Origin of the sequence: Methylophilus sp. Q8, assembly GCF_000800115.1 — a bacterium.
Lineage (GTDB): Bacteria > Pseudomonadota > Gammaproteobacteria > Burkholderiales > Methylophilaceae > Methylophilus.
This window is the reverse complement of sequence record NZ_JUHE01000001.1, coordinates 1249371-1274597: the sequence shown is the minus strand read 5'-3', so window position 1 is coordinate 1274597 and position 25227 is coordinate 1249371. Positions and strand designations below refer to the sequence as shown.

Sequence of the window (25227 nt, the reverse complement as noted above, 5' to 3'; positions counted from 1 at the left end):
TGGCAAATCGTGCATGCGGATTGATGCAGCACTGAAAACCGCGTATTCTATCGCGCTTATTTGGATTTATCAATCATTTCCGCAAAATATTGTCTGCGAGAAAGCACGTATGTTGGTATTGGGCATTGAATCTTCTTGTGATGAAACCGGGGTAGCGTTGTATGACACGCGCCGCGGCCTGCTGGCGCACGCCCTGCATTCACAAGTAGACATGCATGCCGCTTATGGTGGCGTGGTGCCAGAACTCGCTTCACGCGACCATATCCGTCGTGCGTTGCCACTGACCCAACAAGTCCTGGCAGAGGCCGATAAAACCCTGCAAGACATAGAAGGCATCGCTTATACACAAGGTCCTGGCCTGGCGGGTGCCTTGCTGGTAGGCACCAGCATTGCGCAATCACTGGCCATGGCGCTCAATGTACCCACCATCGGCGTGCACCACCTGGAGGGCCATTTGCTGGCGCCCATGCTGGAAGAAAATCCGCCAGCCTTCCCATTTGTTGCCTTGCTGGTTTCAGGTGGCCACAGCCAACTGATGCGCGTAGACGGTATCGGCCAATATGAACTCTTAGGTGATACGCTGGATGACGCCGCTGGCGAAGCATTCGACAAAACCGCTAAATTACTTGGGTTAGGTTATCCCGGCGGACCGGCCGTCTCCAAACTAGCCGACCAGGGCAAACCACATTTTCAACTACCGCGCCCCATGCTCAACAGCCCGGATTTGAACTTCAGCTTTAGCGGCCTCAAAACAGCGGTGCTCACGCTGGTGAACAACCAGCCACAACTGGATGATGACACCGTCAAAGATATTGCCTGGGAGTTTCAGGAATCTGTCACCGAGATTCTGGTGCACAAGTGCCTGAAAGCACTCAAGCAAACCAAGCTCAAACGGCTGGTAGTCTCGGGCGGCGTGGGTGCCAACAAGCGCCTGCGCATCAGGCTTAACGAAGCCGCCAGCAAGCGCGACATCAGCGTCAGTTACCCACGGCTGGAGTTCTGCACCGACAATGGTGCCATGATTGCGTTTGCCGGTGCCATGCGCTTACACGCCATGCAAGCAGTGAAACAAGATTACAGCTTCAGCATCCGCCCACGCTGGGATTTATCGGAGCTCAAAGCCCCCGCCTAAATATGGTTGGCTATTTCTTGCCGAAGCGGCTTTCAGTGCCTGCCAGCAACTTCTCAATATTGCCCTGGTGACGAATAATCAGAAACGCCGTCATCACGACAACCACCGCAACATATACCGGATAAGGCGACAAAAATTGCCAGGCGATAATTGGAGACAACACGGCAGCGACCAAGGCAGACAATGAAGAAATTCGACTGATTAAGAACACTGCCAGCCAGACCGCCACCACACTTAACGCCAACCAGCCAGAAAAGGCAATCATCACGCCCAACGCTGTCGCCACGCCTTTACCGCCTTTGAACTTATGGTAAATCGGGTACAAATGCCCAATAAATACCGCCAGACCCACCAATGCGACCACATCCATTAACATCCCGGCTTGCAATGCCAACCAGGTCGGCAACCAGCCTTTAAAAGCATCACCCAGCAAAGTCAGAATCGCAGCAGATTTCTTACCGCTACGCGCCACATTGGTCGCGCCGATATTACCACTGCCCACCGTGCGTGGATCAGGCAGGCGATACAGCTTGCTGATGATAATGCCAAAGGCAATCGACCCAATCAGATAAGCCGCCACAACCCACACCAGCGCCTCAATATCAAACCCAATTTCGTTCATGCTTTAAATTCCACTGAAATGCAGCCGCTTATGCCAGCCACTGCACGATGTTGTATGATGCCGAATCATACTGGATTCCGGCCTGCGCGGAAATAACAACAAGGGTGCACCTCAATGGATATTATCTTTCTCGAACAAGTCAAAGTGCAAACCAAACTCGGCGTTCCCGAGTGGGAGCGCGCGGTCGCACAGACCATCATTCTGGATATTGAAATTGGCTATGACTTTAGCAAGGCTTGCCAGAGCGATGCGATTGAAGACACCATTGATTACGGGCAAGTAGCTGCTCGCATCCGCGAGACTTTGGCGGAACATAGCTTTAAACTCGTTGAAGCGTTGGGTGAGCATGTTTGCCAGCTGATTCTGCAGGAATTTAAAGCGCAGAATGTGAAGTTAAAAGTGAGTAAACCGGGGATATTGCCGGGGTTGAAGGCTTTAGGGATTCAAATTTACCGTGCAGCATAAACTCAAAGCTCCTTTCGCCTTTAGGCGAGTCACTTTCTGGTGCTTGTCCCCCAAAAAGTAACCAAAGAGGAAGACACCCAGCCATCACGGCCTTACGGCTCCCTTGCGTTGCTCAACAAAATAAGCGGTCACGAAACTCATCCTAGCGGGCTGCACAATACGCAGCCCACCGCGGGATTCGAACAGTCGCTCCCTCTACTCTTATTTTGCCTCCGCTACTCAGCGTGATGGAATGGGATTTGTCTCATCTAACTTGCATTGGTTTAGTTCGGACGATTCAAAAACTAGATTCTTTTGTTAAACCTTCTAAACGATGGCGCTCACTTGGTGTTCGGGGCCCCCATCTGCCGCGCCGAGCAACGCAGGGTTGACGGGGGTCTTCGGCAAGCAACTGTTTGAGCTCCAAAGGAGCGAGTTTTTGATTGCCGCCCGGCAAACCGAGTAGCACAGGAAACAAGCGGAAGCTGGGGTGCACTTTCTTTTGGTTACTTATTCTTTGTGCAAGCAAAGAAAAGTAACTCGCCGAAAAGGCGAAATAAACCATTCATCAAAGCACGACTCACTCAGCCTCTAGGATGATGCACCTTATGCAATTGCTGCAATCTCTCCCTAGCCACATGCGTATAAATCTGCGTCGTAGAAATATCCGCATGCCCCAGCAACATCTGCACTACACGCAAATCCGCGCCATGATTGAGCAAATGCGTGGCAAACGCATGGCGCAGCACATGCGGGCTGATATGTTGAGAGATACCGGCTTGCACTGCATAACGCTGAATAATGTGCCAGAATGCATGCCGCGTCATGGCCGCGCCGCGTGTGGTGACGAATACCGCATCACTCAGGCTGCCTTTTAATATCTCAGGCCGCGCGATCGCTAGGTAGCGGTCTATCCATTCTGCCGCTTCTTGCCCCATCGGCACCAGGCGCGTCTTGCTGCCCTTGCCCGTCACACGCACCACACCATCCTGCGTACTGACTTCGGCAATACTCACATTCACCAACTCGGAGACACGTAAACCACTGGCATATAACAATTCCAGCATGGCACGATCGCGCAGACCCAACGGTGTATTCACATCCGGCGCATGCAGCAAATCTTCCACCTGCGACTCACTCAAGGTCTTGGGCAGTGATTTTGGCATTTTTGGCGCTTCGATATGCAGCGTCGGATCTTGCTTGATCAGGTTAGCCAGTAAGGCATAGCGGTAAAACCGGCGTAGGGTTGCAATCAAGCGATTGATACTGCGAACTTTGACTAACGGAAAGCGATGGGCGAGGTATTCCTGAACATGGTGTGATTGCACACCCCACAGCACTAACGATTGCTTGCCACACCACTCGGCAAAGCCCTTTAAATCATTGCGATAGCTTGATAGGGTGTTGGCTGACAAGCCATCTTCCAGCCATAGCTGGTCGATAAAAACATCAATTTCAGGAAAATGCGCTGTGACTGCCACAGCATTCTTTTTTTGCCGCATGTGATCGCTTATTTGCGTCGCTGCTCATGCGCCAACAACCAGCGCTTGATCTCCAAGCCACCGTCTATGCCTTGCATAAAGCCACCCAGGCCATTGCTAGCCACGATGCGGTGACAAGGATTAAACAAAGGCAAAGGGTTGGCGCCACAGGCATTCGCAACTGCACGCGGACCAGACTTTACCGCAGCGGCTAACTGGCCATAGGTGCGCGTTTCACCGACGGGAATTTCACGCATGGCTTGCCATACGCCTTGCTGAAATGGGGTGCCACGATGACTGGCAATCGGCTGCCAATCATGGCCGGGGTTGTCGAGATAGGCCGCCACCTGATCAGCCACCGCTTGTGCACGCAGATTCGGCCGGGCCTTGACCGGTAAGGCATGCAACAAAAACTGCAAGGTTTCGCCTGCCTCATCACAGCGTACGCCGACGAAGCCGAATGGCGCCGGGACTAAGGCATCAAGTTCATCATAAAGACTCTTCATCACGCTATTAAACTGCAATCTTGCCCAGGCTGCAACCAAGTGCAGCGGCAGCAGGTAATAAAAAAGCCCAGATCGAAATCCGGGCTTTTTGGTGCAACGTTTAAATTAACCGTTGTTTGCAGCGATGTCTTTCTCGCGCGCAACCAATTTCTCTTTAATACGTGCAGATTTACCTGAACGCTCACGCAAGTAGTACAGTTTAGCGCGGCGAACATCACCACGGCGTTTCACTTCGATAGAAGCGATTTGTGGAGAGTAAGTCTGGAATGTACGCTCAACACCTTCACCTGAAGAGATTTTACGCACGATGAATGAGGAGTTCAGGCCTCTGTTACGCTTGGCGATTACAACGCCTTCGTAAGCCTGCACACGTTTACGTGTACCTTCAACCACGTTTACACCAACGATCACTGTGTCGCCTGGCGCAAAGCTAGGGATGGTTTTGTTCAAACGAGCAATTTCTTCTTGCTCTAACATTTTGATAATGTCTGCCATATTGGTTCCTTTTAATTGTAAAGAGCTCGTTCCTACTCTACATCCTTGAGTAGCCTAGCCTCTTCTTTCGTCAACAGCCTTTCGGCCAATAAATCCGGGCGTTTCGCCCTTGTTAGCAGTAGCGATTGCTGTAATCGCCATTGTCTAATCTTTTCATGATGCCCGGAAAGTAATACTTCGGGCACCTTCAATCCTGCAAATTCTTCCGGGCGCGTGTAGTGCGGATAATCCAGCAGGCCATTCACAAACGAATCTTCCTGCGCCGAATCAGCATCACCCAACGCGCCTGGTAACTGCCGAATGATCGCATCCAGCAGCACCATGGCGGGTAACTCACCACCACTTAATACATAGTCGCCAATGGAGACTTCTTCATCCACCAGTGTATCCAGCACACGCTGGTCTACGCCTTCATAGCGACTGGCTAACAACACCAGCCCCTGACATTCTTTTAGCTGCAACACCTTTTCATGCGTCAGCGGTTTACCGCGTGGTGACAAATGGATCACCCTGGGTGACAATCCTTGTGCCTGCAACCGCGCTTTAGCATCCCCAATCGCAGCAGTCAGCGGCTCAGCCAGCATCACCATGCCAGGGCCACCACCATAAGGCCTATCATCGACCGTATGATGCACATCCTGCGTATATTGGCGAGGATTGGTCAGCGTTAACTGATACAAGCCACGTTGCCTGGCACGGCTGGTAATGCCATATTCCGTCAGTGCCGCGAACATCTCAGGAAACAAACTGATGACTTCAATCTGCATCATGAGAGCCACCTTCTTTAAAAATCAGCATCCCAATCTACCAGCACAGTGCCTGCTTGCAAATCCACCTCGGGCACCGCTTCACTGGTAAACGGAATCAAGCGCTCACGGTACTCCTGCTGCAACTTGCCATCTTTACCTTTAACGCTGGTTGGCTGCGCTTCACGGACCACAAGCACATCATTCGCGCCAGTTTCAAACACCTGCGTAATGTTGCCAAAAGCCACACCTTGCGTATTGGTCACACTCAATCCAATCAAGTCTGACCAGTAATACTCACCTTCTTCAGGCTCAGGCAGCGACTCACGCGGTACGGCGATTTGCTGCCCTTTCAAGGCAAATGCTGCATCGCGATCAGCCACACCGGCCAGCTTGATCAGCAATACATCATTGTGAAGCTTGGCTTGTTCAACCGTTGCTTCACGCCAATTCGGCGCTTTACCCACCCACCAGGCATCGTAATCCAGCAGGCCGTCCAGATACTCAGTATCAGGCACCACTTTCACCCAGCCATAAACGCCATATGGGGCGACGATGCGCCCCATTACGACCATGTTTTCAAACGCCATCTGAATTAAGGCGCTAAAAACAATTACTCAGCAGCTGGTGTTTCAGCAGCAGCGGCTTCTGCGGCAGCAGCTGCATCAGCCTCTGCTTTGGCTTTAGCATCGGCTTCCGCTTTAGCGGCAGCTTCTGCAGCGGCGGCGTCAGCTTCAGCTTTCAACTTGGCAGCAGCTTCAGCGATTGCTTTTTCTTTAGCAGCTTCAGCTTTGGCAACTTCTTTCGCTTTAACAGCAGCCATACCTTCAGCGCCTTTAGCGTGGAATTTTACCAAACGTGCCACGGTCTCAGACAGTTGTGCACCGTTGTCCACCCAGTATTGTGTACGTGCTTCATCGATACGCAAGCCTTCAGCGCCAGCGCGTGCAGATGGATTGTAGAAACCAACGCGCTCGATAAAACGACCGTCACGACGGTTGCGCGAATCTGCTACAACCAGGCTGTAGAACGGGTTCTTTTTGGAGCCACCACGTGATAAACGAATAACGACCATAATCTTGTTCTCTTAAAATTGAATTTCTTTGCAGAAAGGCGCGGATTATACTTGATATTATCAAAGCATGGCAAGTGTTTTTCACGCACCAGAAGATGCGCCTACATACGGTGTAGGATCAGCCACTCCGGCTTGCGCGAACCCTGCTTTGCGGAAACGACAGGAATCACACACCCCACAGGCCGCGCCCTGCTGATTGGCCTGATAGCAGGAGACGGTTAACCCGTAATCCAGCCCGAGCGCATGGCCGCTGCGAATAATATCCGCTTTGGTCATCTCTATTAATGGCGCATGCACCGTAATCGTCTGGCCCTCTACTGCCGCCTTGGTCGCCAAGTTGGCCATTTGCTGGAAAGCTTTGACATATTCACCCCGGCAATCCGGGTAGCCTGAATAATCCAGCGCATTGACGCCGATAAAAATATCGCGTGCCTGCAATACCTCTGCCCAGGCCAGCGCCAACGATAACATAATAGTGTTGCGCGCAGGCACATAAGTTACGGGAATACCTTGTGTTTCCTGCTCTGGCACAGCGATATTGCTGTCAGTGAGCGCCGAACCACCAAACAGCGACAAATCCAGCTGCACAGTTTTATGTTCGGTGGCACCCAGTGCAACCGCCACGCGTTGCGCCGCCACCAATTCGACATTATGGCGCTGGTGATAATCCAGGCTCAGGCAATAACAGTCATAGCCTTGTGATTTGGCAATCGCCAGCACCGTGCTGGAATCCAGCCCGCCGGATAACAAAATCACGGCTTTGGGTTTATGTGTTGCAAGCAAGCTTAAACTCCTTGTTTCTCGCCCCAGAGGATTTTGTGCAATTGCAATTGCATGCGCACCTTGAGGTGATCCTGCAAAATCCAGCTGGCCAGCGTTTCGCCACTGACATCATGAAAACTCGGGGAAAATAATTGGTCACAGTCCGCTGGAAACGGCCGGGTTTGCAACATCTGCTTGGCCCAGTCGAAATCTTCGCGACTGCAAATCACCCACTTCACTTCGTCCCCCGCTTTGAGCAAAGCCAGGTTTTCCCAACGGTTTTTGTCCACTTCACCAGAACCAGGCGTTTTAATGTCCATGATCACTTTGACGCGCGGATCGACTGGCGCAATATCCATGGCACCACTGGTCTCCAATGACACCTGGTAACCGGCATCACTCAAGCGAGTCAATAATTCAATACATGGCTTTTGCGCCAATGGCTCGCCGCCCGTCACACAGACATAAGGCGTCCCATAAGCCGCAATCTGCTGCATGATGTCATCCAGCGTCATATTGTTGCCACCTTTAAACGCATACTCGGTATCACAATAGCCACAACGTAGCGGACAACCAGTCAGGCGGATAAAAATAGTAGGCAGGCCAACGCGCGAGCTTTCGCCCTGCAAGGAATAGAAAATCTCGAAAATTCTGAGTGTGGTCATGGGGATATAAAAAGTAAACGGGCAGATATTGCTATCTGCCCGCTATTATCGCCGAACTCGCGAAATTCTGCTATTTGATACTTTCCAGCACTTTCAAACGTTTTTGCGCACTTGGCGTCACTTCTGCTGACGGATAAGTGGCAATCAGGTCTTTCAAAGTCTTTTTGGCAGCCGGAATCTGGCCTAATTGAATCTGGCTGTTAGCCAAACTCAACATGGCATTAGGCGCCAAGGCATGCGCAGCATAACTATCTAAAAACTTTTGCTGCGTCGCAGCAGAAGATTTGTAGCTCTTGAGCGCAAACTGGGTGTAGCCCATGCCATACAGCGCATCCGGCACCAGCTTGCTGCCTGCATGGCTTTTCAAAAAGGCATCATAAGCATTAAACGCCTCTTTGTACTTGCCAGCCTGATTTAAAGACTCCGCTTCAGCAAACGCATTGGCTTCCTGCTGTGACACATCTGCTTTCGCATCTGCCGCACTGCCGCCGCCATTACCGTTAGATGATGACACTGGCAATTGCCCACTGCTGACTGACTGCGCCAACGTTTCCAGCTTGCGCACACGCGTATCAAGATCAGTGTATGCAGCCCCTTGCTTGTTACGCATATCCTCCAGCTGATGCGTCACAAGCTCAAGATCTCCCTTGAGCTGTGCCACATCCTGCCTCATCTGCTCCAGCTGGTTTTGCATATCCAGCAAGCCCTTACCGTTAATCAGGGCTTCCAGGCTTTGCACACGCCGGTCCAGCGATTGCTGGGTACGCGTCAGGTCAGTGATGGCTTTTTGTTGCGCATCATGGTCAGTTGTTTGCTTGTTTTCCAGCTCAAAGATCCGCTTCCGGGCCTCGGTATCGTCAAACAAGGCTGCCTGGCTGACAGTCGACACTGTCAGGCCCAGGGTAATCAAAGCAACAGAGAGTCGCAAATTACTGACCTGCATAGACGATGTCTACGCGACGGTCTTGCTGGAAGCAACCGTCATCAGCACAATTCTGCTTGGAACGCTCTTCACCGTAGCTCACGGTTTCGATTTGGCTATCGCTCACGCCCAATACATTCAGCGCGTTTTTAACCGCCACTGAACGACGCTGACCCAATGCCAGGTTGTACTCGTGTGTACCGCGCTCATCTGTGTTGCCTTGCAGCACCACTTTAGTTTGCGGGTGAGCAACCAGGTATTTAGCGTGGTTAGCTACCAGGCCTTTGTACTCTTCACGAATCGCATCGCTGTCATAATCAAAGAACACTTGACGTTTAGCCAACTCAGCAGCGCTCAACTCATCTTTGCTGCTGTCAACATCAACGGTTTTGATATTGATTTTGTCTGTGCTGGCAGAGCTGTCAGCACCAGTGTTGCTTTGTGATTTGGCAATTGGGCGAGTCACGCTGGAATCTTCCACTTTTGCCGGGTTCATCGGGGTGCTTTTACAAGCAGTCAACACCAATGCAAGTGCTGCAACTGTCCAAATTGTCTTGTTCATACTTTCTCCTTAAAATGAGTGACTAAATAGATTGACCACGGATAGACTACTTGGGCGCTGCTTGTGCAGGTCCCCATGCAGGTTCACGAATATCTCCACCCGCTTCTGACAAACGCTGCCTGACCAGACCATCAACAGTGACGGTCGCCAGCGTGCCTTTGCCGCCAACACGGGTTGCATACATAATGGTACGCGAATTAGGGGCAAAGCTGGGCGATTCATCTTGCGAGCCAGTGCTGAGCACTTTGACATCACCGCTGCCCAGATCCTGCACCGCCACCTTGAATGCACCGCCATCATTGCGGATATAGGTCAGGTATTTACCATCTGGCGAAAAGCGCGGACCATCATTATAGCTGCCTTCAAAGGTCACCCGTGAAGCCGAGCCACCGGACGCGGACACTTTATACACTTGCGGGCGCCCGCCACGATCAGAAGTGAAGTATATCCATTGCCCATCCGGTGAGAATGCAGGCGATGTATCAATCGCACTACTTTTAGTCACTTGCTGCAAATTGGAACCATCGGCAGAAATGGTATAAATCTGTGAGTTAGCACCATAGGTCAATACGACAGCCAGCTTGCTGCCATCGGGCGACCAGGCTGGCGCACTATTATTGCCTTTAAAATTGGCAACGATTTTACGCTCACCAGTGTACAGGGATTGCACAAATACGATGGGTTTCTTTTTCTCAAATGACACATAGGCCATTTTGCTGCCATCAGGCGACCAGGAAGGTGAAATAATCGGCTCATTGGATGACACCAGCGTTTGCGCATTAAAGCCATCGTAGTCTGCAATCTGCAAAGTGAAACGCTTACCGACCTTGGTTACATAGGCGATACGTGTCGAAAATGCCCCTGGCTGGCCGGTGAATTTTTCATAGATCTGGTCAGCAATCAAATGCGCCACATGGCGGTACTGGCTGGGCGAGACGGTGTAAGTCAGTTGCAGCAAAGCGGTTTGGCGCAACACATCCATCACTTGCACAGACACTTTTAAGTTACCGCCCGCTTGCTGCACTTCACCCAAGCTTAGGCCTTGCGCTTTCAATGCTGTCCAGTCAGTGTATTTAATTTGCGCAGCATTGGTTGGCAACGCAGGCATGCCGCTGGTATTGATAATGCGGAACATGCCGCTGCCGCGCAAGTCGTTGCTGATAATGTCATGCAAGCGGCTGCCAGATTGGGCGCTACCGGATTCAGCCATAGGCAGAATCGCGATCGGGATCTGGATCGCGCTACCGCCACTGATCTCGAGTTCTAATGCCGCCTGTGCCGGCAGCGCGAACATCCAGAGCAGTACGCCAGCACCGATGGTATGAGACAAAAAATGGATCAATCCATTTTTGAGGTTTTGCATGGTCACAGTTTTATTCATTTTAGTTTGCTTATATACAAGAATTATAACGAAAAGCTTGTTCAGCGTCATTGCTCTATTAGCTACGCGGCCTAAACTTCAAACGTATCTGATCCACCATTTTCTTGCGCGCGGCCGGATCATCAGGCATATCAAACGGTTTTGCCGCCAGGATGGCACGGATCACCGCATCATCGCATACCGCATCGCCAGAACCTTTGACCAGCTTGGGCATACCAGATATATCACCCGAATTGGTCATTTGTATGTCAACCAGCAACTCTGGATTAGTCACTGGACACAAGCCAGAGTTAACAGTGCTGCGAATTTTTCGGCTCATCAGCCCCATGTAATAGTTAAGCACAGAAGGGTCAACCGCACCCGCTGCCGCTGATTGCTGTGCATCCATATCCTGTTGACGCATGGCGTCCTGAATCTTTTTCAGTTTGTCCTCTTCCTCTTGCTTACGCAGCGCTTCCTGAATTTTCTTCAGCTTTTCTTCCTGCTTCTTCTGCTCAAGCTCTTTCTTTTTCTCTTCGTCTAAGAGGCGTTTTTTCTCATCTTCCCGTTTTTTGAGTGCAATTTCCGCTTCTTGTTCCGCTTGTTTGACTTGCGGCTCCGGCGGGGCCACTTTTTCTGGCGGCTTAGGCTCGGGTGGTTTGGGTTCTGGCTTGGGCTCGGGTGGCGGAGGAGTAGGCTCCACAGGTTTTGTGGCCGGCTTGGATGGCTGTTTGCTGGGTAAACTATCCCACAATGTGGCCTCCATCACGCTCGGATTGACGTGCACGGCTTTCCAGTCGACCATGAAAATCATGCCCAGGAATAGCAGTACATGCATCAGCACAGACAGCATGGCTGCGCGTTTGCGTATGACCTGATCTTGTGGCGACAATACGATCTTCATCTGTTTTAAATCACTAACCGCTTACTTTTCGTTTTGAAACAACAAGCCAACCTGGTTCACTTGCGCCTGTTTCAATAAATCCATGACTGACACCACTTCACCATAAGGCGTGTTTTTGTCAGCAGACACGACCACAGGCTTTTCCGCCTCTGCCAACCGCTGGCGGATCAATGCCAGCATATCATCGCGCTGCATTTCCTTGCCATCCATGAGGACGGTGCCCTCTTTTTGTACAGTGACCACAATCGGGTCGCCACTTTGCTTAAGCGCCTGGCCAACTTTGGGTAGCTCCACCATGCCAGGATTGGTCATCGGGGCGGTCACCATAAAAATCACCAGTAACACCAACGTCACGTCGATGTAAGGCACGACGTTAATCTGGTTCATCATGCGCCGTTTACGCGTTCTGCTCATCGTGGCTCCAATCAGGCTCTACGTTGCAAAATGTTGGTAAATTCTTCGATAAAGCTCTCGTAGCGCACGGACAGACGGTCAACCCCTGCTGCAAAGCGGTTATAGGCAATCACGGCAGGAATCGCTGCAAACAGGCCGATCGCCGTCGCCACCAGCGCTTCAGCAATGCCTGGCGCCACCTGGCTCAGCGTGGCTTGCGCCACATTAGACAAACCACGGAACGCGTTCATAATGCCCCATACCGTGCCAAACAGGCCAATGTAAGGGCTGACGGAACCGACTGACGCAAGGAATGGTAAATGCGAATCCAGGTAATCCAGTTCACGGTTATACGAGGCACGCATGGCGCGGCGTGTGGCTTCCATCACGTCACTCACTTCGGTATCTTTTTGCTGTTTGTAACGGATAAACTCCTTGAGGCCCGCCTGGAAAATACTGGCCATGCCCTGGGGTGTTTTTCTGCCTGCAGTAATGCGCTCATACAATTCGTTCAAGTCACCACCGGACCAGAACTGCGCCTCAAACTGGTCTACATTTTCATTGGCAGCCTTCAATGAAAATACTTTAATGAAGATATACCACCAGGAGACCAGTGAGGTCAGCAGCAGGATCAGCATCACCAGTTGGACTGGCAAACTGGCCCCACTCACCAGGGTAAAAATCGACATATCGTTCGCTACATTCATGAAGACTCCAGTGCAATTTTGAGCCGGGCCGGAATACCCGTTGGTTTAAATGAATCCGCATCCACGCAGGCCACCTTGACCTGCGCCTCTATTAAAATCGTTTCGCCACACTTGATCTGCTGCTGGCAGCTAAAACTGCCACGCTTCATCTCGATCAAGCGTGATACTACCTGTAACTGGTCATCCAGCCTGGCTGGTTTTTTAAATTGCAGTTGCATGCTGTGTACCACAAACAGCACCTGCTCTTGTTGCTTTAACGCAGCCTGGGCAAAACCCGCAACGCGCAACCATTCTGTCCGTGCGCGCTCCATAAAGTTCAGGTAGCGGCTGTGATAGACCACACCACCCGCATCGGTATCTTCGTAATACACACGCACCGGCCACACAAACATATTATTGCCCAGCGCTTTGCCAAAGCTCGCCAGAGGTCATACTGGCAGGCGCTTTCAAGCCAAAATGTTGATAAGTCATCAAAGTGGCGACACGCCCGCGCGGAGTACGCATGATATAGCCTTGCTGGATCAAATAAGGTTCCAGCACATCTTCAATCGTATCGCGCTCTTCACCAATGGCCGCCGCCAGGTTATCCAGTCCCACCGGCCCTCCACCAAATTTTTCAACCACAGCCTGCAACAGTTTACGGTCCATCACGTCCAGTCCCTGCTGATCGACATCCAGCATTTTCAACGCTGCATCTGCCACTTTATCCGTCACCACGCCATCAGACTTCACCTGCGCGTAATCGCGCACGCGGCGTAGCAAACGGTTGGCAATACGTGGCGTGCCACGTGCGCGGCGCGCAATTTCAGAAGCGCCCGCCTGCTGCATCTCGACTTCAAGCAAGTTGGCAGAACGGCTGACAATCTTGGCCAATTCGTCATGGCTGTAAAATTCCAGCCGTGCAACGATACCAAAACGATCACGCAAGGGATTGGTCAGCATACCGGCACGCGTGGTGGCACCCACCAGCGTAAAGGGCGGCAAATCCAGGCGCACACTACGCGCGGCCGGACCTTCGCCGATCATGATATCCAGCCGGTAATCTTCCATGGCTGGGTACAAAATCTCTTCAACCACCGGGCTTAGGCGGTGGATTTCGTCAATAAACAGGACATCGTTAGGTTCAAGATTGGTCAGCAACGCGGCCAGATCGCCAGCACGCTCCAGCACGGGGCCAGAGGTCATGCGTAGATTGACGCCCATTTCTTTGGCAATAATATGAGCAAGCGTGGTTTTACCGAGACCGGGCGGGCCAAACAGCAGCACATGATCCAGCGCTTCCTGGCGGCCACGGGCGGCATTGATAAAAATTTCGAGTTGACCGCGCGCTTTTTCCTGCCCCACATACTCATCCAGCATCTTGGGGCGCAATGCACGTTCCAGCGCCTCTTCTTGGGTGCTGGCAGTGGCAGGAGCGACGAGTCTATCAGTTTCAATCATGGGTGGTCGGTAATGAAGTGCAAAGCAAATTTAATCAACAAAAAACCTCATTGCCGGTCGCGTATTGCCAGTCACTTGGAGAAGTTATTTTTTGTCATGATACCATGCGGCGTTTGACTATTACAGACCATGGCTATTGACCGCGATGCCTCACTTGGCCAGATACTTCAAAGCCTGGCGTATACCATCGCTGACACTGATGCCTGGCTCCAACAATTTGACGGTCGCAGAGGCTTCACGCTCGTTATAACCCAGCGCCACCAGCGCATTGAGAATATCGTCCGTGGCCGCTTTAGCCGAAGGCTGCGCCGAAGTAGAGCCAGTCACGACAAACTTGTCTTTGAGCTCCAGCAGCAAACGCTCGGCGGTTTTTTTGCCGATGCCAGGAATACGCGTGAGTAATGAGACTTCTTGCTGGCTGACGGCCAGCATTAAATCATTGACGCTGACGCCACTGAGAATAGACAGCGCAGACTTGGCACCAATACCGTTCACCTTCAGCAATTGCTTGAAGGTATTTTTTTCCTGCTCGCTGCCAAACCCATACAGTAATTGCGCATCTTCACGCACCACCATATGCGTCAATATTTGCACCGGCTGGCCCAGCTCAGGCAAGTTGTAGAAAGTGCTCATGGGCACCTCCACCTCATAGCCGACGCCATTGCAATCAATCACAATCAGGGGTGGCGACTTTTCCAGCAAACGGCCTTGCAAACGCGCAATCATATTAATCTTCCATTTCTGACTCTTAAACCAGTGGTGGCCAATGCGCCCAGGCCCTGCCCACCATGCGCATGACAGATGGCACACGCTAATGCGTCTGCTGAATCCGGACTGGGGGTTGCAGGTAATTTGAGCAAGCGTTTGACCATCTCTTGCACTTGCTCTTTTTGTGCATGGCCATTACCGACCACAGCCTGCTTCACCTGCAACGCCGTATATTCGGCCACCGGCAATTGCCGGATCACGGCTGCTGAAATCGCCGCGCCACGCGCCTGTCCCAGCAACAAGGTCGATTGCGGGTTGACGTTCACAAAGACTTTTTCAATCGCCACTTGTGTCGGCTGATAGGTGGCGATCACCTCAAACAACCCATCCAGGATCACTTTGAGGCGCTCCGGCAAGGCTTCTTTTTCCGGCTCGCCCTCTGCACTCTTTTTAGCAGAAGCCGTTTTAATCACACCGCTGGTGACATACGACAACTTGCCATCCACCGCTTCGATCACCCCAAAGCCGGTCACTCTTAAGCCGGGGTCTATGCCCAATATGCGGTGCACGGCCATTAGCAAGCTGTTGACCACATGCCAGCGAACAGCACCAGTTAAACCTCTTCAATCACGGCAGAAGTGTACACATCCTGCACGTCATCCAGGTCTTCCAGCATATCGAGGATTTTTTGCATTTTGACTGCATCATCACCGGTAAAAACCACTTCATTGAGTGATTTCATTGTGACTTGCGCCATCACTGCTTTCAGCCCAGCCGCTTCCAGCGCCTCTTTCACGGTGACAAAGTCGTTTGGTGCAGTGACCACTTCAATACTGCCGTCTTCATCTGCAATCACATCTTCTGCGCCTGCTTCGAGCGCGACTTCCATCACTGCATCTTCGGAGACTCCTGGCTCAAACACCAATTGGCCACAGTGCTTGAACATAAACGCCACGCTGCCATCGGTGCCCAAATTGCCACCATGCTTGGTTAAGGCGTGACGCACGTCCATGACGGCGCGCTGGCGGTTATCGGTCAGGCAATCAATAATGATGGCGGCACCATTGATGCCATAACCTTCATAACGAATCTCTTCATAACTCACGCCTTCCAGTTCGCCCGTACCTTTTTTAATGGCACGCGTGATATTGTCTGAAGGCATATTCTCTTCTTTAGCCGCTGCCACCGCCGCACGCAAACGTGGATTCATGGCAGTATCGCCGCCGCCCATACGTGCAGAAACCGTGATTTCCTTGATCAGCTTGGTAAAGATTTTGCCGCGTTTGGCGTCCTGACGGCCTTTACGGTGCTGAATATTGGCCCATTTACTATGCCCAGCCATAGTGCTTCCTTGTATTTTTTAACAACGTTGTTGAGGTAATTTAAGCCGCTGATTTTACCACAGCCGCCCGATCACCAAACGACCGTCGCACACAACAAAAAAGGCCTGACAATGTCAGACCTTTTATAAAGTCGGCTGCAATTATTGGCTTTTGCCGTAACCGGGTCGCATCATGAGGATGGAAATCAGGCTGAGCGAAAAGATAATCAACGCCATCCCTATCATTTCCAGATGATCCGGCACTTCGTTCAACTGTATCCAGGCCGCAATCACGCCGATCACCGGCGCCAGCATGGAGGCCATACTTGCCACGCCAGCGGGTAACCGTTGCAAGGCAAACAGCCACAATAACCAAGCCAGCGCGCCACATAACACCACATTAAACAATACCGCACCGATCAAATAAGGCGACCAGTCTATCGCTGGCGCAGGCACCAGCCAGGCGATCAGCACCATTGGCAAGGAACCCAGCAACATCGGCCATGCGGTCAGGTTGATCAAGTCCAAGCTTGGATGGCGCCTGTGCAACTGCTTGGTCATGATGGCAGACAACGCCCATGACACGCCAGACAACACTGCCAGCAACATACTAAAACTATCCGCGCGGATATGTAGCGGATCGAAAATAAACAGCATACCCAGCACTGCAGCAATCACCGCCAGCCATTGCCAACCGTGCACACGTTCGCCCAGCATCGGCCAGGCAAACAGCAAGGTCCAGAACGGCATGGTATAGGTCAGCACGGCCGTTTTGCCCGCGCCGCCCTCTACCAGCGCCCACATAAGCACACCGGTAAAACCGACATTCTGCAAAATGCCCAACAGCAGCATGGTCGGAAACTCGGTCAAGCCCATGGGGCGGCGCGTCACATACAACACCAGGAACAACACCAGCGCACCAAAAAACGTACGCATGGCCGCAAACTGGAACGGCCCGGCATATTGCAGCGCACTCTTCATCACCACCCAGTTATAGCCCCAGATGATGGTGAGTACCAGCAGCGCGGTCAGCGCTTGCGAACGTTGTTTGATCAGTTGATCCATGAGCCTTGTTCCATCGAAGTATGTTCCCTGTGTATTAATTCCAGATATGTGTCACAGCCAGCCACTGGCCATCTGCTTGTTTCTGGAAAACAACCTGTACATTGCCGCCAAACTGCTGCTTGACACCATCTTCGCCGATCAAGGCACCTGCCCAATTACCGGTTTGTGTTGCCAGCGTGTCAGTCACCACCGCTTCTTTCATGGTCAGCGCATGTTCAATCACGCCAGCCTCAATCAAGCCACCGAAAAACTCGGCCACTGCCTGGCGGCCTTTGACTACTTGACCGGCGGGTGCTGGCATCACAATCGCGTCATTGGCATACAAGGCCGCAATCGCCTGGGCATTTTTGCTGTTAAACGCAGCGTCAAATTGCTGGTTCAATGCGATTAAAGTATCTACAACAGTTGCCATGGTGAAACTCCTTCATTAAAAATTGAATTTACTGATTAAAATCCCAGGCAGACATCCCGTGGTCTATCACACCTAAAATCGCTTGCAAATCATTGCGTTGCTGCTCACTTAAGCCCTGCATGCACAACCGTAAGCGTGTGTAGTAATCCGGCATCACGGCATCCAGTTTGGCCTGGCCTGCCGCTGTGAGCCGGATTTTGACACTCCGCCGGTCTTCAGGCACAGAGATACGCTGTACCAGGCCGCCCTGCTCCAGGCCGTCGAGCAAACCGGTCATGGTTGCACGCGTCACGCCCAGCTTTTCCGCCAACACCGATGGCGTAGACGTCAGGTCAGCTTCGCGCATAAGTAAAATCAGCACCCACCAACGGCCTTGCAGCAAATCATGCTTGCTCAGGCAGGCGTCCAGCGCCACGGACAAATCAGTCGCCACCCGCAGCAGCATTAAAAAGCTGGCAATGGCCGTCACATCTGCTGCGGGGTACCGTTGGGCAAACCGCTGCAAAATTTCTTGGGTAGGGAGATCTCTAAGTTGCAACATAATTAGCTACATTATAGTTAGCTAGCTAATTATGTCAAGGGGTCAAATTCAAGTGAAACAAATATGTTACTAATTACCACATCGGTGTATATTAACTATCCGTGCCCGATGAAAGGAGGAAGTGATGAAGACGCTTCAACAAGTACTCTCTCATAAAACACACCAAGGCATCATCAGTATTGCGCCCAACCGACCGGTGTACGATGCATTGGTCATCCTGGCGGAATACCAGATCGGTGCACTGGCGGTGATCAAGGATGGCGAACTGGTCGGCATTTTCTCTGAACGAGACTATGCACGCGAAGTGATCCTCAAAGGCCGCTCATCCAAAACCACCACCATCAGCGAAGTCATGACCGAGAAGGTGATTACCGGCAAACCGGCAGAGATGGTGGAATCGGCCATGAGCACCATGCTGGAAAAACGCATCCGCCACCTGCCTGTGGTCGACAATGGAAAAATGCTGGGCATGCTGTCAATTGGCGACATCCTCAAAGAAACCATCAGCTACCAGCAAGAGCTTATCAAGCAACTGGAAAGTTATATCCATAGCTGATTTGCCAGCTGCCATAACATAGCAAAAAAGGGAGCACTGCTCCCCTTTGGTTTTATATGGCGTCGATCACTGATTAACTCAAATACCTGGCGACCATTGCATTATGCAAGGCCGTGGCGGCAATTGGCAATTTCACGAAATGGCCGCTGCCTGCGGCTTGCTGTACGGGTTCACCCCGTTTATCGAACAACTGCTCAACCACAATATCGCGATTACCACTGGGGTGGATTAATTGCAATCTATCACCCACGGAAAATTTATTACGTGCCTGAATCGAGGCAAGACCGCGCTCGACATCGTAATCCACGACATCACCGACATATAAACTTCGGTTGGCGCTGGAATGCCCTTGTACGTAATTCTGGTGCTCGGCAGTATGGTGACGCTGGTAAAAACCATCGGTATAACCACGGTTAGCCAGGTTTTCCAGCTCGCCCAGCAAGCGCCAGTCAAACGGGCGCCCCGCCACGGCATCATCAATCGCCTGACGATAGTTCTGGCTGGTGCGAGCCACGTAGTAACGTGACTTGGTGCGGCCTTCAATCTTGAGCGAATCCACGCCCAGCGCAATCAGTTTTTCCACATGTTCAATCGCGCGTAGATCTTTACTGTTCATGATATAGGTGCCGTGCTCGTCTTCCATGATAGGCAGCAACTCGCCTGGACGACCTTTTTCCTCAATCAGGTAGACCTGCTCGGCCGCCGGATGCCGCGTTAATGAGCCACAAGAAGATAAACTGGATTTCTCCAATTCCGCCTGAAAATCAAACTCCTTCAAGCGGATCACGCCTGCTGCATCCGGCTGCGCATCGTGCACTTTGTAATCCCAACGGCAACTGTTAGTACAGGTGCCCTGATTCGGGTCACGCGAGTTGAAATAGCCAGACAGCAAACAACGGCCGGAATAGGCAATACACAACGCACCGTGTACAAACACTTCCAGTTCCATCTCCGGGCATTCCTGGCGGATTTCGGCAATTTCATCGAGGGATAATTCACGTGACAGAATCACGCGCGTCAGCCCCATACGCTGCCAGAATTTGACCGAGGCGTAATTGACTGCGTTGGCCTGCACAGATAGATGAATAGGCATCTCCGGCCATTGCTCGCGCACCATCATGATCAAGCCTGGGTCAGCCATAATCAGCGCATCCGGCTGCATGGCGATCACTGGCGCCATGTCGCGCATATAGGTTTTGACCTTGGCGTTGTGCGGCGAAATATTGCTGGCGACAAAAAACTTTTTACCACGCGCATGCGCCTCCTGAATGCCAATGGCCAGATTCTGCATCGAGAAATCATTTTCACGCACCCGCAGGCTGTAGCGCGGCTGACCGGCATACACCGCATCCGCACCATAATCAAAGGCCGTACGCATGCGATCGAGATCGCCCGCAGGGGCTAATAACTCAGGAGACTTCATTACCGTATTTCCATTTCAACACGCAGTGTTTGCATTTACTCACCGATAATTTTCACCAGCACACGCTTATTACGACGGCCATCAAATTCACCGTAAAAAATCTGTTCCCAAGGGCCAAAATCCAGCTGGCCTTCAGTAATCGCCACCACCACCTCGCGCCCCATGATCTGGCGCTTGATATGCGCATCGGCATTATCCTCGCCGGTATCATTGTGACGGTAGCCACTCACAGGTTCATGCGGCGCCAGTTTTTCCAGCCACACTTTGTAGTCATGGTGCAGACCGCGCTCGTCGTCGTTAATAAATACACTGGCAGAAATATGCATGGCGTTGATCAACACCAGACCTTCTCTAACGCCACTCTCGCGTACACACGCCACCACATCCTGCGTAATATTCTTGAAGTCCATACGCGCTGAAATGTTAAACCACAGCTCTTTACGAAAACTTTTCATTTTGTCCCCTTTCCTAAAGCGGTTATTTTAGCACTGCGATTAAACAGTCATTTGCCATAAAACAAAAAAGGCCTCTAAAAGAGGCCTGATCTGCAACATTTCATCTAGCTGTGGACATCCAACGTTTGCGTGAAGATTTTACCTTCATTATCGGTGGCCACTACCTCCAGCTTGCCCGGCGCGTCTGGAATAAAACTGAATTTCATATAAGGATCCTCACTGGTTCCCACACCAACATCCACCGTCATCACTTCTTTACCATTGTAGGTAAAGGTCGTTTTATTGATGTAAAACGCAGGCACATAGCCTTGCGAGACCAGGTCGCGCTGCAAGCCGGTACGCATCACGTGGCGAATATTGAAGGTTGCCGTGGCTGGTTCACCAAACTTGGGCGCATCTACGTTCAATTTAATTTTGCCGGCGGCCGCGCGCACCTCGGCTTCATTATTATCCACGGTACCGCCACAGCCACCCGCGGCGCGAATTTCACGCTTGCCCATATACAGCTTGCCATCGGCCGTTTCACCAATCAATCTGACAAAAGAATCCGTTTCCTGGCGGATACGGGTTGCCATCTGAAAGCCGTTCAGCATGTCGGTTAAATGGTAGGTCGAAGCCAATTGAATCGGGTTGGCATCGACAATGACATACAGTTTCTTCAGCACCACACCATTAGCCGCTGCCTTGTCATAGATAAACGTCACCGGCACTTGCGCACCGCTCTCGGCGCGGCGCGGCGCTTCAATTTTAAGAAAGTCGACTTCCTGAATATCGCGCTTGGGAAAGAACGCCTCTTTGACCACCGCCCATAACTTTGGATCGGCCTCCGCCTGCGCCAAACCGGTCAACCCAAAGGCCAACACACCTAACATCATCACCCATGTTTTCTTCATACATTTCCCCATCTGCTGATTATTGATTTCATTTGCATGAAAAGGATTTTCTTATGCTTTAACCATCAGAATATGTGATGCACATCACACTCGTGATCAAATCTTGCTTGGGTCACCTGAAGGTCGCATCTCGTAGTTCGGGTCTGCATATTCGGAAAAATTTAATTCCACGCCATTGCCCGCCGGGTCGCGCATATTGATCTGGCGGATACCATTGGCCAGGATGCGTGTGGTATAAGTCACGCCCCGCGCCTGCAAATTGGCTTCCATCGCATCCATATCATTACAGTTGAATGAAACATGGTCATAGACGCCATGCACATGCAGTTGCGGTGGCTCAGCGGTTTTATATTCTGCCAGGTGCACCACGGCCTGCTTGCCAATATACAACCAGTAGCCATATGTCGTGCTGGCCACCCGCTTACCAACCGTCAAGCCCAGCACGTCGCAATAAAAATCGCGCAACAGATGCATGGTGTCGCGGTCGGTCCGAAAGTTGACGTGATCAATTCCTGTCAATGGCATGATTTTCCAATCTATTTAGTGCCGTATCAAAAAGTGTGTGCAAAGCGTCTGCGCAATATAGTACAAAAATCAGTGTCCTTCAAATTGACACAGGGCAAACGTTTGGACGCCGCTGGCCTGCAAATGTTGCATGCCGGACAAAGCAGGCAAGTCAATAACGAAGCCGGCATGCTCTACCACACCACCCAGTTGACGAATCAAGCCAACCGCGGCCAGCGCCGTGCCGCCAGTTGCAATCAAATCATCAATCAGCAACACACGTTCACCGGCAACAATCGCATCGGCATGCAACTCCAGCGCATCTTCACCATACTCAAGCGCGTAAGACTGCCGAATGACACTGGCTGGCAATTTACCTGGCTTACGCACCGGCACAAACCCCAGCTTCAATCGATTGGCAAGGGCGGCACCTACAATAAACCCGCGCGCCTCAATGCCGACTACCTTATCCAGCACGACATCCGCATAATGCAAGGCCAGCGCATCAATCGTAGCATTAAATGCCAGCGGATCCTTGAGCAAGGTCGTGATATCGCGAAACTGGATGCCTGCTTTCGGATAATCGGCAATCGTCCTAATGTGCGCACTCAAATTAATCATACGGTTACCGCCAATAAAAAACGCGCCCACCCAAGGCAGACGCGTTTAAAGAGTTCGTGTGAGTTGTCACACAAGCCAGCCAGGCTTAGCTGCCAGCTGCGTTTTGCTGACGTACGCGAATATGTAATTCGCGCAATTGTTTCTCGTCGACCTCGTTCGGCGCATTGGTCATCAGACATTGCGCGCGCTGGGTTTTCGGGAAAGCAATCACGTCACGGATAGACTCGGCACCTGCCATCAAAGTCACCAGGCGATCTAGGCCAAAAGCCAGACCACCGTGCGGAGGTGCCCCGTACTGCAATGCATCCAGCAAGAAGCCGAACTTCTCTTGCGCTTCTTCCTTGCTGATTTTCAATGCATCAAACACTTTAGACTGAATGTCTTGTTTGTGGATACGCACAGAACCGCCGCCCACTTCCCAGCCGTTTAACACCATGTCATAGGCTTTAGACAAGCAAGCGCCTGGATTGCTGACCAGCAAATCTTCATGGCCATCTTTAGGCGCAGTGAACGGGTGATGCAAGGCCACCCAACGGTCACCGTCTTCATCGTGCTCGAACATCGGGAAATCCACCACCCACAATGGCGCCCACTGACGACCATCGACATGGCCTTTTTCGTGGCCGACCTTGGTACGCAAGGCACCCAGCGCTTCGTTGACGATTTTGGCTTTATCGGCACCAAAGAATACGATGTCGCCGTTTTGTGCGCCTGTGCGCTCAATAATGGCTTGCAGCGCATTGACGTGAATATTTTTCACAATTGGGCTTTGCAGGCCTTCTTCGTTCAGTTTAGTGATGTCATTGATCTTGATATAAGCCAGGCCTTTGGCACCGTAGATTTTGACAAACTCGGTGTAGGCATCAATTTCAGAACGACTGATCGCAGCGCCGTTAGGGACGCGAATCGCTGCCACACGGCCACCCGCCATATTGGCGGCACCAGCAAATACTTTAAAGTCGACATCTTTCATCACATCGCTGAGCTCTGTGATTTCCAGTGTCACGCGCATGTCTGGTTTATCTGAACCGTAACGGTTCATCGCTTCAGAGAAAGGCATGCGTGGGAATTTGGCAGGCAGATCAACATCCTGAATTTTTTTCAGCATGCGACGGATCATCTCTTCGACGATATCCATGATTTCATTTTCTTCCAGGAAGGAAGTTTCAATATCGACCTGGGTGAATTCTGGCTGACGGTCCGCACGCAAATCTTCGTCACGGAAACATTTTGTGATCTGGAAGTAACGGTCAAAACCGGACACCATCAACAATTGTTTAAACAATTGTGGCGATTGCGGCAAGGCAAAGAACATGCCGTGATGTACGCGGGATGGCACCAGGTAATCACGCGCACCCTCAGGTGTCGAACGCGTCAGCATGGGTGTTTCAACTTCGATAAAACCGTTATCATCCAGATAGTCACGCAGATTTTTCGCCACCTTGTAACGCAACATAAGGTTTTTCTGCATGGCAGGGCGACGCAGGTCGATATAACGATGCTCCAGACGCACAGTCTCGGTCAGGTTGTCGTCATCCAGCATGAATGGTGGCGTCAATGAAGCGTTCAACACTTCAATTTCAGTCGCCAGCATCTCGACTTCACCGGTAGGCAAGTTCGGGTTAACGGTGCCTTCAGGGCGCGCGCGCACTTTACACACCACACGCAAGACAAACTCGCTACGTACGGTTTCAGCAATGGCGAATGCGTCTTTGGTATCCGGGTCAATCACAATTTGCGCCAGGCCTTCGCGATCACGCAAATCAATAAAAATCACGCCCCCGTGGTCGCGACGACGGTGGGCCCAGCCACACAGTGTCACGGTTTGTCCGATATGTTCGCGGTTCAGGTGACCGCAATAATGTGTACGCATCATAATAATTTTATAAAGTTAAAGTGGTGTTGCGGTTAATGATGTTTAGGCAAGGGCGCCACTGTACCCATGCTGATGATGTATTTCAAGGCCTGATCCACACTCATATCGAGGGCGACCACATCAGACTTGGGTAGCATCAGGAAAAAACCTGAGGTCGGGTTAGGTGTAGTCGGCACATACACACTCACATACTCGCCCTGCAAGTGATTCGCCACATCGCCACCCGGCGTACCGGTCAGAAAGGCAATGGTCCACACACCCTGGCGTGGATACTGAATCAACAATGCCTGGCGGAATGCATTGCCGGAATCCGAGAACAGCGTGTCAGACACTTGCTTGACGCTGGAATAAATGGATTTAACGACTGGCACGCGGATCAGCAAGCCTTCCCACAACTCGATCAACTGCTGGCCGAAGATATTGGTTGCCACCAGGCCAGTCGCCAGCACAATCGCCACGGTCAATATGACACCAAAGCCCGGAATATCCACACCAAGCAAGGCTTCCGGGCGCCAGGCAACCGGCAGCAACAGCAAACTTTGGTCCAGTGTTTGCACTAAAGTTTTGAGCACCCACACCGTAATAAATAATGGGACCAGTACCAGCAAACCTGTAATGAAATATTTTTTCATGCGT

The 25227-nt window shown here is 51.6% G+C and carries 33 protein-coding genes; 3 read left to right on the top strand and 30 right to left on the bottom strand.

The window, feature by feature from the left end:
* Positions 1-109: 109 nt before the first annotated feature.
* Positions 110-1132, top strand: coding sequence for a tRNA (adenosine(37)-N6)-threonylcarbamoyltransferase complex transferase subunit TsaD (gene tsaD, locus GQ52_RS06195; RefSeq protein WP_200884071.1), 1023 nt, complete (start codon positions 110-112; stop codon positions 1130-1132).
* A 10-nt stretch (positions 1133-1142) separates the two neighbouring features.
* On the opposite strand, the gene plsY is transcribed toward tsaD, so the two are convergent.
* A complete protein-coding gene (plsY, locus tag GQ52_RS06190; RefSeq protein WP_047515924.1) occupies positions 1143-1754 on the bottom strand; it encodes a glycerol-3-phosphate 1-O-acyltransferase PlsY in 612 nt (203 codons plus the stop codon).
* Between the two features lie 114 nt (positions 1755-1868).
* Between plsY and folB the strand changes: the two genes are divergently transcribed.
* Complete coding sequence (gene folB / locus GQ52_RS06185; RefSeq protein ID WP_047515922.1) at positions 1869-2219, top strand: dihydroneopterin aldolase; 351 nt, start codon at positions 1869-1871, stop codon at positions 2217-2219.
* A 563-nt stretch (positions 2220-2782) separates the two neighbouring features.
* Here folB and xerD read toward each other — a convergent pair.
* The 22 genes from xerD to GQ52_RS06075 form a co-directional block, all read right to left on the bottom strand.
* The gene (xerD, locus tag GQ52_RS06180) at positions 2783-3700 is read right to left on the bottom strand and encodes a site-specific tyrosine recombinase XerD (protein WP_047515920.1); all 918 of its coding nucleotides are present in this window, start codon (positions 3698-3700) and stop codon (positions 2783-2785) included.
* A gap of 8 nt (positions 3701-3708) precedes the next feature.
* Complete coding sequence (locus GQ52_RS06175) at positions 3709-4185, bottom strand: methylated-DNA--[protein]-cysteine S-methyltransferase (RefSeq protein WP_047518551.1); 477 nt, start codon at positions 4183-4185, stop codon at positions 3709-3711.
* 105 nt (positions 4186-4290) lie between these two features.
* Positions 4291-4680, bottom strand: coding sequence for a 50S ribosomal protein L19 (gene rplS, locus GQ52_RS06170; protein WP_019883633.1), 390 nt, complete (start codon positions 4678-4680; stop codon positions 4291-4293).
* A 32-nt stretch (positions 4681-4712) separates the two neighbouring features.
* Positions 4713-5447 carry a tRNA (guanosine(37)-N1)-methyltransferase TrmD gene (gene trmD, locus GQ52_RS06165; RefSeq protein ID WP_200884070.1) on the bottom strand — a complete coding sequence of 245 codons (735 nt, stop codon included), beginning with the start codon at positions 5445-5447 and terminating at the stop codon, positions 4713-4715.
* Positions 5448-5464: 17 nt separating this feature from the next.
* Complete coding sequence (gene rimM / locus GQ52_RS06160; RefSeq protein ID WP_235273005.1) at positions 5465-6001, bottom strand: ribosome maturation factor RimM; 537 nt, start codon at positions 5999-6001, stop codon at positions 5465-5467.
* A 38-nt stretch (positions 6002-6039) separates the two neighbouring features.
* Complete coding sequence (gene rpsP / locus GQ52_RS06155; protein WP_019883638.1) at positions 6040-6501, bottom strand: 30S ribosomal protein S16; 462 nt, start codon at positions 6499-6501, stop codon at positions 6040-6042.
* An 81-nt stretch (positions 6502-6582) separates the two neighbouring features.
* The gene (gene queC, locus GQ52_RS06150; RefSeq protein ID WP_024930871.1) at positions 6583-7284 is read right to left on the bottom strand and encodes a 7-cyano-7-deazaguanine synthase QueC; all 702 of its coding nucleotides are present in this window, start codon (positions 7282-7284) and stop codon (positions 6583-6585) included.
* Between the two features lie 2 nt (positions 7285-7286).
* Positions 7287-7928 (bottom strand): 7-carboxy-7-deazaguanine synthase QueE, encoded by a 642-nt coding sequence (queE, locus tag GQ52_RS06145; protein ID WP_047515916.1) that lies wholly within the window; start codon positions 7926-7928, stop codon positions 7287-7289.
* A 70-nt stretch (positions 7929-7998) separates the two neighbouring features.
* A complete protein-coding gene (locus GQ52_RS06140) occupies positions 7999-8871 on the bottom strand; it encodes a YbgF trimerization domain-containing protein (protein ID WP_047515914.1) in 873 nt (290 codons plus the stop codon).
* Complete coding sequence (gene pal / locus GQ52_RS06135; RefSeq protein WP_019883642.1) at positions 8858-9412, bottom strand: peptidoglycan-associated lipoprotein Pal; 555 nt, start codon at positions 9410-9412, stop codon at positions 8858-8860. Before pal ends, GQ52_RS06140 begins: the two co-directional genes overlap by 14 nt.
* A 46-nt stretch (positions 9413-9458) precedes the next feature.
* Positions 9459-10793: a Tol-Pal system beta propeller repeat protein TolB gene (gene tolB, locus GQ52_RS06130; protein WP_047515912.1), complete on the bottom strand. Its 1335-nt coding sequence runs from the start codon at positions 10791-10793 to the stop codon at positions 9459-9461.
* A 58-nt stretch (positions 10794-10851) separates the two neighbouring features.
* Positions 10852-11676: a cell envelope integrity protein TolA gene (locus tag GQ52_RS06125; RefSeq protein ID WP_047515910.1), complete on the bottom strand. Its 825-nt coding sequence runs from the start codon at positions 11674-11676 to the stop codon at positions 10852-10854.
* Between the two features lie 21 nt (positions 11677-11697).
* The gene (locus GQ52_RS06120; protein WP_019883647.1) at positions 11698-12090 is read right to left on the bottom strand and encodes an ExbD/TolR family protein; all 393 of its coding nucleotides are present in this window, start codon (positions 12088-12090) and stop codon (positions 11698-11700) included.
* Between the two features lie 11 nt (positions 12091-12101).
* Entirely contained in the window at positions 12102-12776 is a 675-nt protein-coding gene (tolQ, locus tag GQ52_RS06115) for a protein TolQ (RefSeq protein WP_019883648.1), read from the bottom strand.
* Positions 12773-13168 carry a tol-pal system-associated acyl-CoA thioesterase gene (ybgC, locus tag GQ52_RS06110; protein ID WP_019883651.1) on the bottom strand — a complete coding sequence of 132 codons (396 nt, stop codon included), beginning with the start codon at positions 13166-13168 and terminating at the stop codon, positions 12773-12775. The genes tolQ and ybgC overlap by 4 nt, the downstream gene beginning before the upstream one ends.
* 1 nt (position 13169) lies before the next feature.
* Complete coding sequence (ruvB, locus tag GQ52_RS06105) at positions 13170-14216, bottom strand: Holliday junction branch migration DNA helicase RuvB (RefSeq protein ID WP_047515908.1); 1047 nt, start codon at positions 14214-14216, stop codon at positions 13170-13172.
* A 150-nt stretch (positions 14217-14366) separates the two neighbouring features.
* On the bottom strand, positions 14367-14942 hold the full coding sequence (gene ruvA, locus GQ52_RS06100; protein WP_019883653.1) for a Holliday junction branch migration protein RuvA: 576 nt from the start codon (positions 14940-14942) through the stop codon (positions 14367-14369).
* Positions 14939-15499: a crossover junction endodeoxyribonuclease RuvC gene (gene ruvC / locus GQ52_RS06095; RefSeq protein ID WP_024930879.1), complete on the bottom strand. Its 561-nt coding sequence runs from the start codon at positions 15497-15499 to the stop codon at positions 14939-14941. Before ruvC ends, ruvA begins: the two co-directional genes overlap by 4 nt.
* Before the next feature lie 38 nt (positions 15500-15537).
* Positions 15538-16266 carry a YebC/PmpR family DNA-binding transcriptional regulator gene (locus GQ52_RS06090; RefSeq protein WP_047515902.1) on the bottom strand — a complete coding sequence of 243 codons (729 nt, stop codon included), beginning with the start codon at positions 16264-16266 and terminating at the stop codon, positions 15538-15540.
* Between the two features lie 141 nt (positions 16267-16407).
* Positions 16408-17310, bottom strand: coding sequence for a DMT family transporter (locus GQ52_RS06085; RefSeq protein ID WP_019883656.1), 903 nt, complete (start codon positions 17308-17310; stop codon positions 16408-16410).
* Between the two features lie 34 nt (positions 17311-17344).
* On the bottom strand, positions 17345-17722 hold the full coding sequence (locus GQ52_RS06080) for an SgcJ/EcaC family oxidoreductase (RefSeq protein WP_019883657.1): 378 nt from the start codon (positions 17720-17722) through the stop codon (positions 17345-17347).
* A gap of 28 nt (positions 17723-17750) precedes the next feature.
* Positions 17751-18263 carry a MarR family winged helix-turn-helix transcriptional regulator gene (locus GQ52_RS06075; protein ID WP_047515900.1) on the bottom strand — a complete coding sequence of 171 codons (513 nt, stop codon included), beginning with the start codon at positions 18261-18263 and terminating at the stop codon, positions 17751-17753.
* Between the two features lie 124 nt (positions 18264-18387).
* Here GQ52_RS06075 and GQ52_RS06070 point away from each other — a divergent pair, with 124 nt between their 5' ends.
* A complete protein-coding gene (locus GQ52_RS06070) occupies positions 18388-18819 on the top strand; it encodes a CBS domain-containing protein (RefSeq protein ID WP_019883659.1) in 432 nt (143 codons plus the stop codon).
* Positions 18820-18892: 73 nt separating this feature from the next.
* On the opposite strand, the gene yegQ is transcribed toward GQ52_RS06070, so the two are convergent.
* From yegQ to GQ52_RS06035, 7 genes are all read right to left on the bottom strand, one after another.
* Positions 18893-20242 (bottom strand): tRNA 5-hydroxyuridine modification protein YegQ, encoded by a 1350-nt coding sequence (gene yegQ / locus GQ52_RS06065; protein ID WP_047515898.1) that lies wholly within the window; start codon positions 20240-20242, stop codon positions 18893-18895.
* A 35-nt stretch (positions 20243-20277) separates the two neighbouring features.
* Entirely contained in the window at positions 20278-20697 is a 420-nt protein-coding gene (locus GQ52_RS06060; protein WP_024930884.1) for a secondary thiamine-phosphate synthase enzyme YjbQ, read from the bottom strand.
* 104 nt (positions 20698-20801) lie between these two features.
* Entirely contained in the window at positions 20802-21590 is a 789-nt protein-coding gene (locus GQ52_RS06055; RefSeq protein ID WP_047515896.1) for a quinoprotein dehydrogenase-associated SoxYZ-like carrier, read from the bottom strand.
* 96 nt (positions 21591-21686) lie between these two features.
* Positions 21687-22115 (bottom strand): VOC family protein, encoded by a 429-nt coding sequence (locus GQ52_RS06050; RefSeq protein WP_019883663.1) that lies wholly within the window; start codon positions 22113-22115, stop codon positions 21687-21689.
* A gap of 69 nt (positions 22116-22184) precedes the next feature.
* Positions 22185-22715, bottom strand: coding sequence for an adenine phosphoribosyltransferase (locus GQ52_RS06045; protein WP_047515894.1), 531 nt, complete (start codon positions 22713-22715; stop codon positions 22185-22187).
* An 85-nt stretch (positions 22716-22800) separates the two neighbouring features.
* Positions 22801-24591: an aspartate--tRNA ligase gene (aspS, locus tag GQ52_RS06040; protein ID WP_019883665.1), complete on the bottom strand. Its 1791-nt coding sequence runs from the start codon at positions 24589-24591 to the stop codon at positions 22801-22803.
* A gap of 32 nt (positions 24592-24623) precedes the next feature.
* Entirely contained in the window at positions 24624-25223 is a 600-nt protein-coding gene (locus tag GQ52_RS06035; RefSeq protein ID WP_047515892.1) for a DUF502 domain-containing protein, read from the bottom strand.
* Positions 25224-25227: the final 4 nt, after the last annotated feature.

Bases quoted from the DNA above. Each gene is read 5' to 3' on its own strand.
- tsaD (WP_200884071.1), top strand. From the start codon at position 110: ATGTTGGTATTGGGCATTGAATCTTCTTGTGATGAAACCGGGGTAGCG.
- plsY (WP_047515924.1), bottom strand. From the start codon at position 1,754: ATGAACGAAATTGGGTTTGATATTGAGGCGCTGGTGTGGGTTGTGGCG.
- folB (WP_047515922.1), top strand. From the start codon at position 1,869: ATGGATATTATCTTTCTCGAACAAGTCAAAGTGCAAACCAAACTCGGC.
- xerD (WP_047515920.1), bottom strand. From the start codon at position 3,700: ATGCGGCAAAAAAAGAATGCTGTGGCAGTCACAGCGCATTTTCCTGAA.
- GQ52_RS06175 (WP_047518551.1), bottom strand. From the start codon at position 4,185: ATGAAGAGTCTTTATGATGAACTTGATGCCTTAGTCCCGGCGCCATTC.
- rplS (WP_019883633.1), bottom strand. From the start codon at position 4,680: ATGGCAGACATTATCAAAATGTTAGAGCAAGAAGAAATTGCTCGTTTG.
- trmD (WP_200884070.1), bottom strand. From the start codon at position 5,447: ATGCAGATTGAAGTCATCAGTTTGTTTCCTGAGATGTTCGCGGCACTG.
- rimM (WP_235273005.1), bottom strand. From the start codon at position 6,001: ATGGTCGTAATGGGGCGCATCGTCGCCCCATATGGCGTTTATGGCTGG.
- rpsP (WP_019883638.1), bottom strand. From the start codon at position 6,501: ATGGTCGTTATTCGTTTATCACGTGGTGGCTCCAAAAAGAACCCGTTC.
- queE (WP_047515916.1), bottom strand. From the start codon at position 7,928: ATGACCACACTCAGAATTTTCGAGATTTTCTATTCCTTGCAGGGCGAA.
- GQ52_RS06140 (WP_047515914.1), bottom strand. From the start codon at position 8,871: ATGCAGGTCAGTAATTTGCGACTCTCTGTTGCTTTGATTACCCTGGGC.
- pal (WP_019883642.1), bottom strand. From the start codon at position 9,412: ATGAACAAGACAATTTGGACAGTTGCAGCACTTGCATTGGTGTTGACT.
- tolB (WP_047515912.1), bottom strand. From the start codon at position 10,793: ATGAATAAAACTGTGACCATGCAAAACCTCAAAAATGGATTGATCCAT.
- GQ52_RS06125 (WP_047515910.1), bottom strand. From the start codon at position 11,676: ATGAAGATCGTATTGTCGCCACAAGATCAGGTCATACGCAAACGCGCA.
- GQ52_RS06120 (WP_019883647.1), bottom strand. From the start codon at position 12,090: ATGAGCAGAACGCGTAAACGGCGCATGATGAACCAGATTAACGTCGTG.
- tolQ (WP_019883648.1), bottom strand. From the start codon at position 12,776: ATGAATGTAGCGAACGATATGTCGATTTTTACCCTGGTGAGTGGGGCC.
- ybgC (WP_019883651.1), bottom strand. From the start codon at position 13,168: ATGTTTGTGTGGCCGGTGCGTGTGTATTACGAAGATACCGATGCGGGT.
- ruvB (WP_047515908.1), bottom strand. From the start codon at position 14,216: ATGATTGAAACTGATAGACTCGTCGCTCCTGCCACTGCCAGCACCCAA.
- ruvA (WP_019883653.1), bottom strand. From the start codon at position 14,942: ATGATTGCGCGTTTGCAAGGCCGTTTGCTGGAAAAGTCGCCACCCCTG.
- ruvC (WP_024930879.1), bottom strand. From the start codon at position 15,499: ATGGCCGTGCACCGCATATTGGGCATAGACCCCGGCTTAAGAGTGACC.
- GQ52_RS06090 (WP_047515902.1), bottom strand. From the start codon at position 16,266: ATGGCTGGGCATAGTAAATGGGCCAATATTCAGCACCGTAAAGGCCGT.
- GQ52_RS06085 (WP_019883656.1), bottom strand. From the start codon at position 17,310: ATGGATCAACTGATCAAACAACGTTCGCAAGCGCTGACCGCGCTGCTG.
- GQ52_RS06080 (WP_019883657.1), bottom strand. From the start codon at position 17,722: ATGGCAACTGTTGTAGATACTTTAATCGCATTGAACCAGCAATTTGAC.
- GQ52_RS06075 (WP_047515900.1), bottom strand. From the start codon at position 18,263: ATGTTGCAACTTAGAGATCTCCCTACCCAAGAAATTTTGCAGCGGTTT.
- GQ52_RS06070 (WP_019883659.1), top strand. From the start codon at position 18,388: ATGAAGACGCTTCAACAAGTACTCTCTCATAAAACACACCAAGGCATC.
- yegQ (WP_047515898.1), bottom strand. From the start codon at position 20,242: ATGAAGTCTCCTGAGTTATTAGCCCCTGCGGGCGATCTCGATCGCATG.
- GQ52_RS06060 (WP_024930884.1), bottom strand. From the start codon at position 20,697: ATGAAAAGTTTTCGTAAAGAGCTGTGGTTTAACATTTCAGCGCGTATG.
- GQ52_RS06055 (WP_047515896.1), bottom strand. From the start codon at position 21,590: ATGAAGAAAACATGGGTGATGATGTTAGGTGTGTTGGCCTTTGGGTTG.
- GQ52_RS06050 (WP_019883663.1), bottom strand. From the start codon at position 22,115: ATGCCATTGACAGGAATTGATCACGTCAACTTTCGGACCGACCGCGAC.
- GQ52_RS06045 (WP_047515894.1), bottom strand. From the start codon at position 22,715: ATGATTAATTTGAGTGCGCACATTAGGACGATTGCCGATTATCCGAAA.
- aspS (WP_019883665.1), bottom strand. From the start codon at position 24,591: ATGATGCGTACACATTATTGCGGTCACCTGAACCGCGAACATATCGGA.
- GQ52_RS06035 (WP_047515892.1), bottom strand. From the start codon at position 25,223: ATGAAAAAATATTTCATTACAGGTTTGCTGGTACTGGTCCCATTATTT.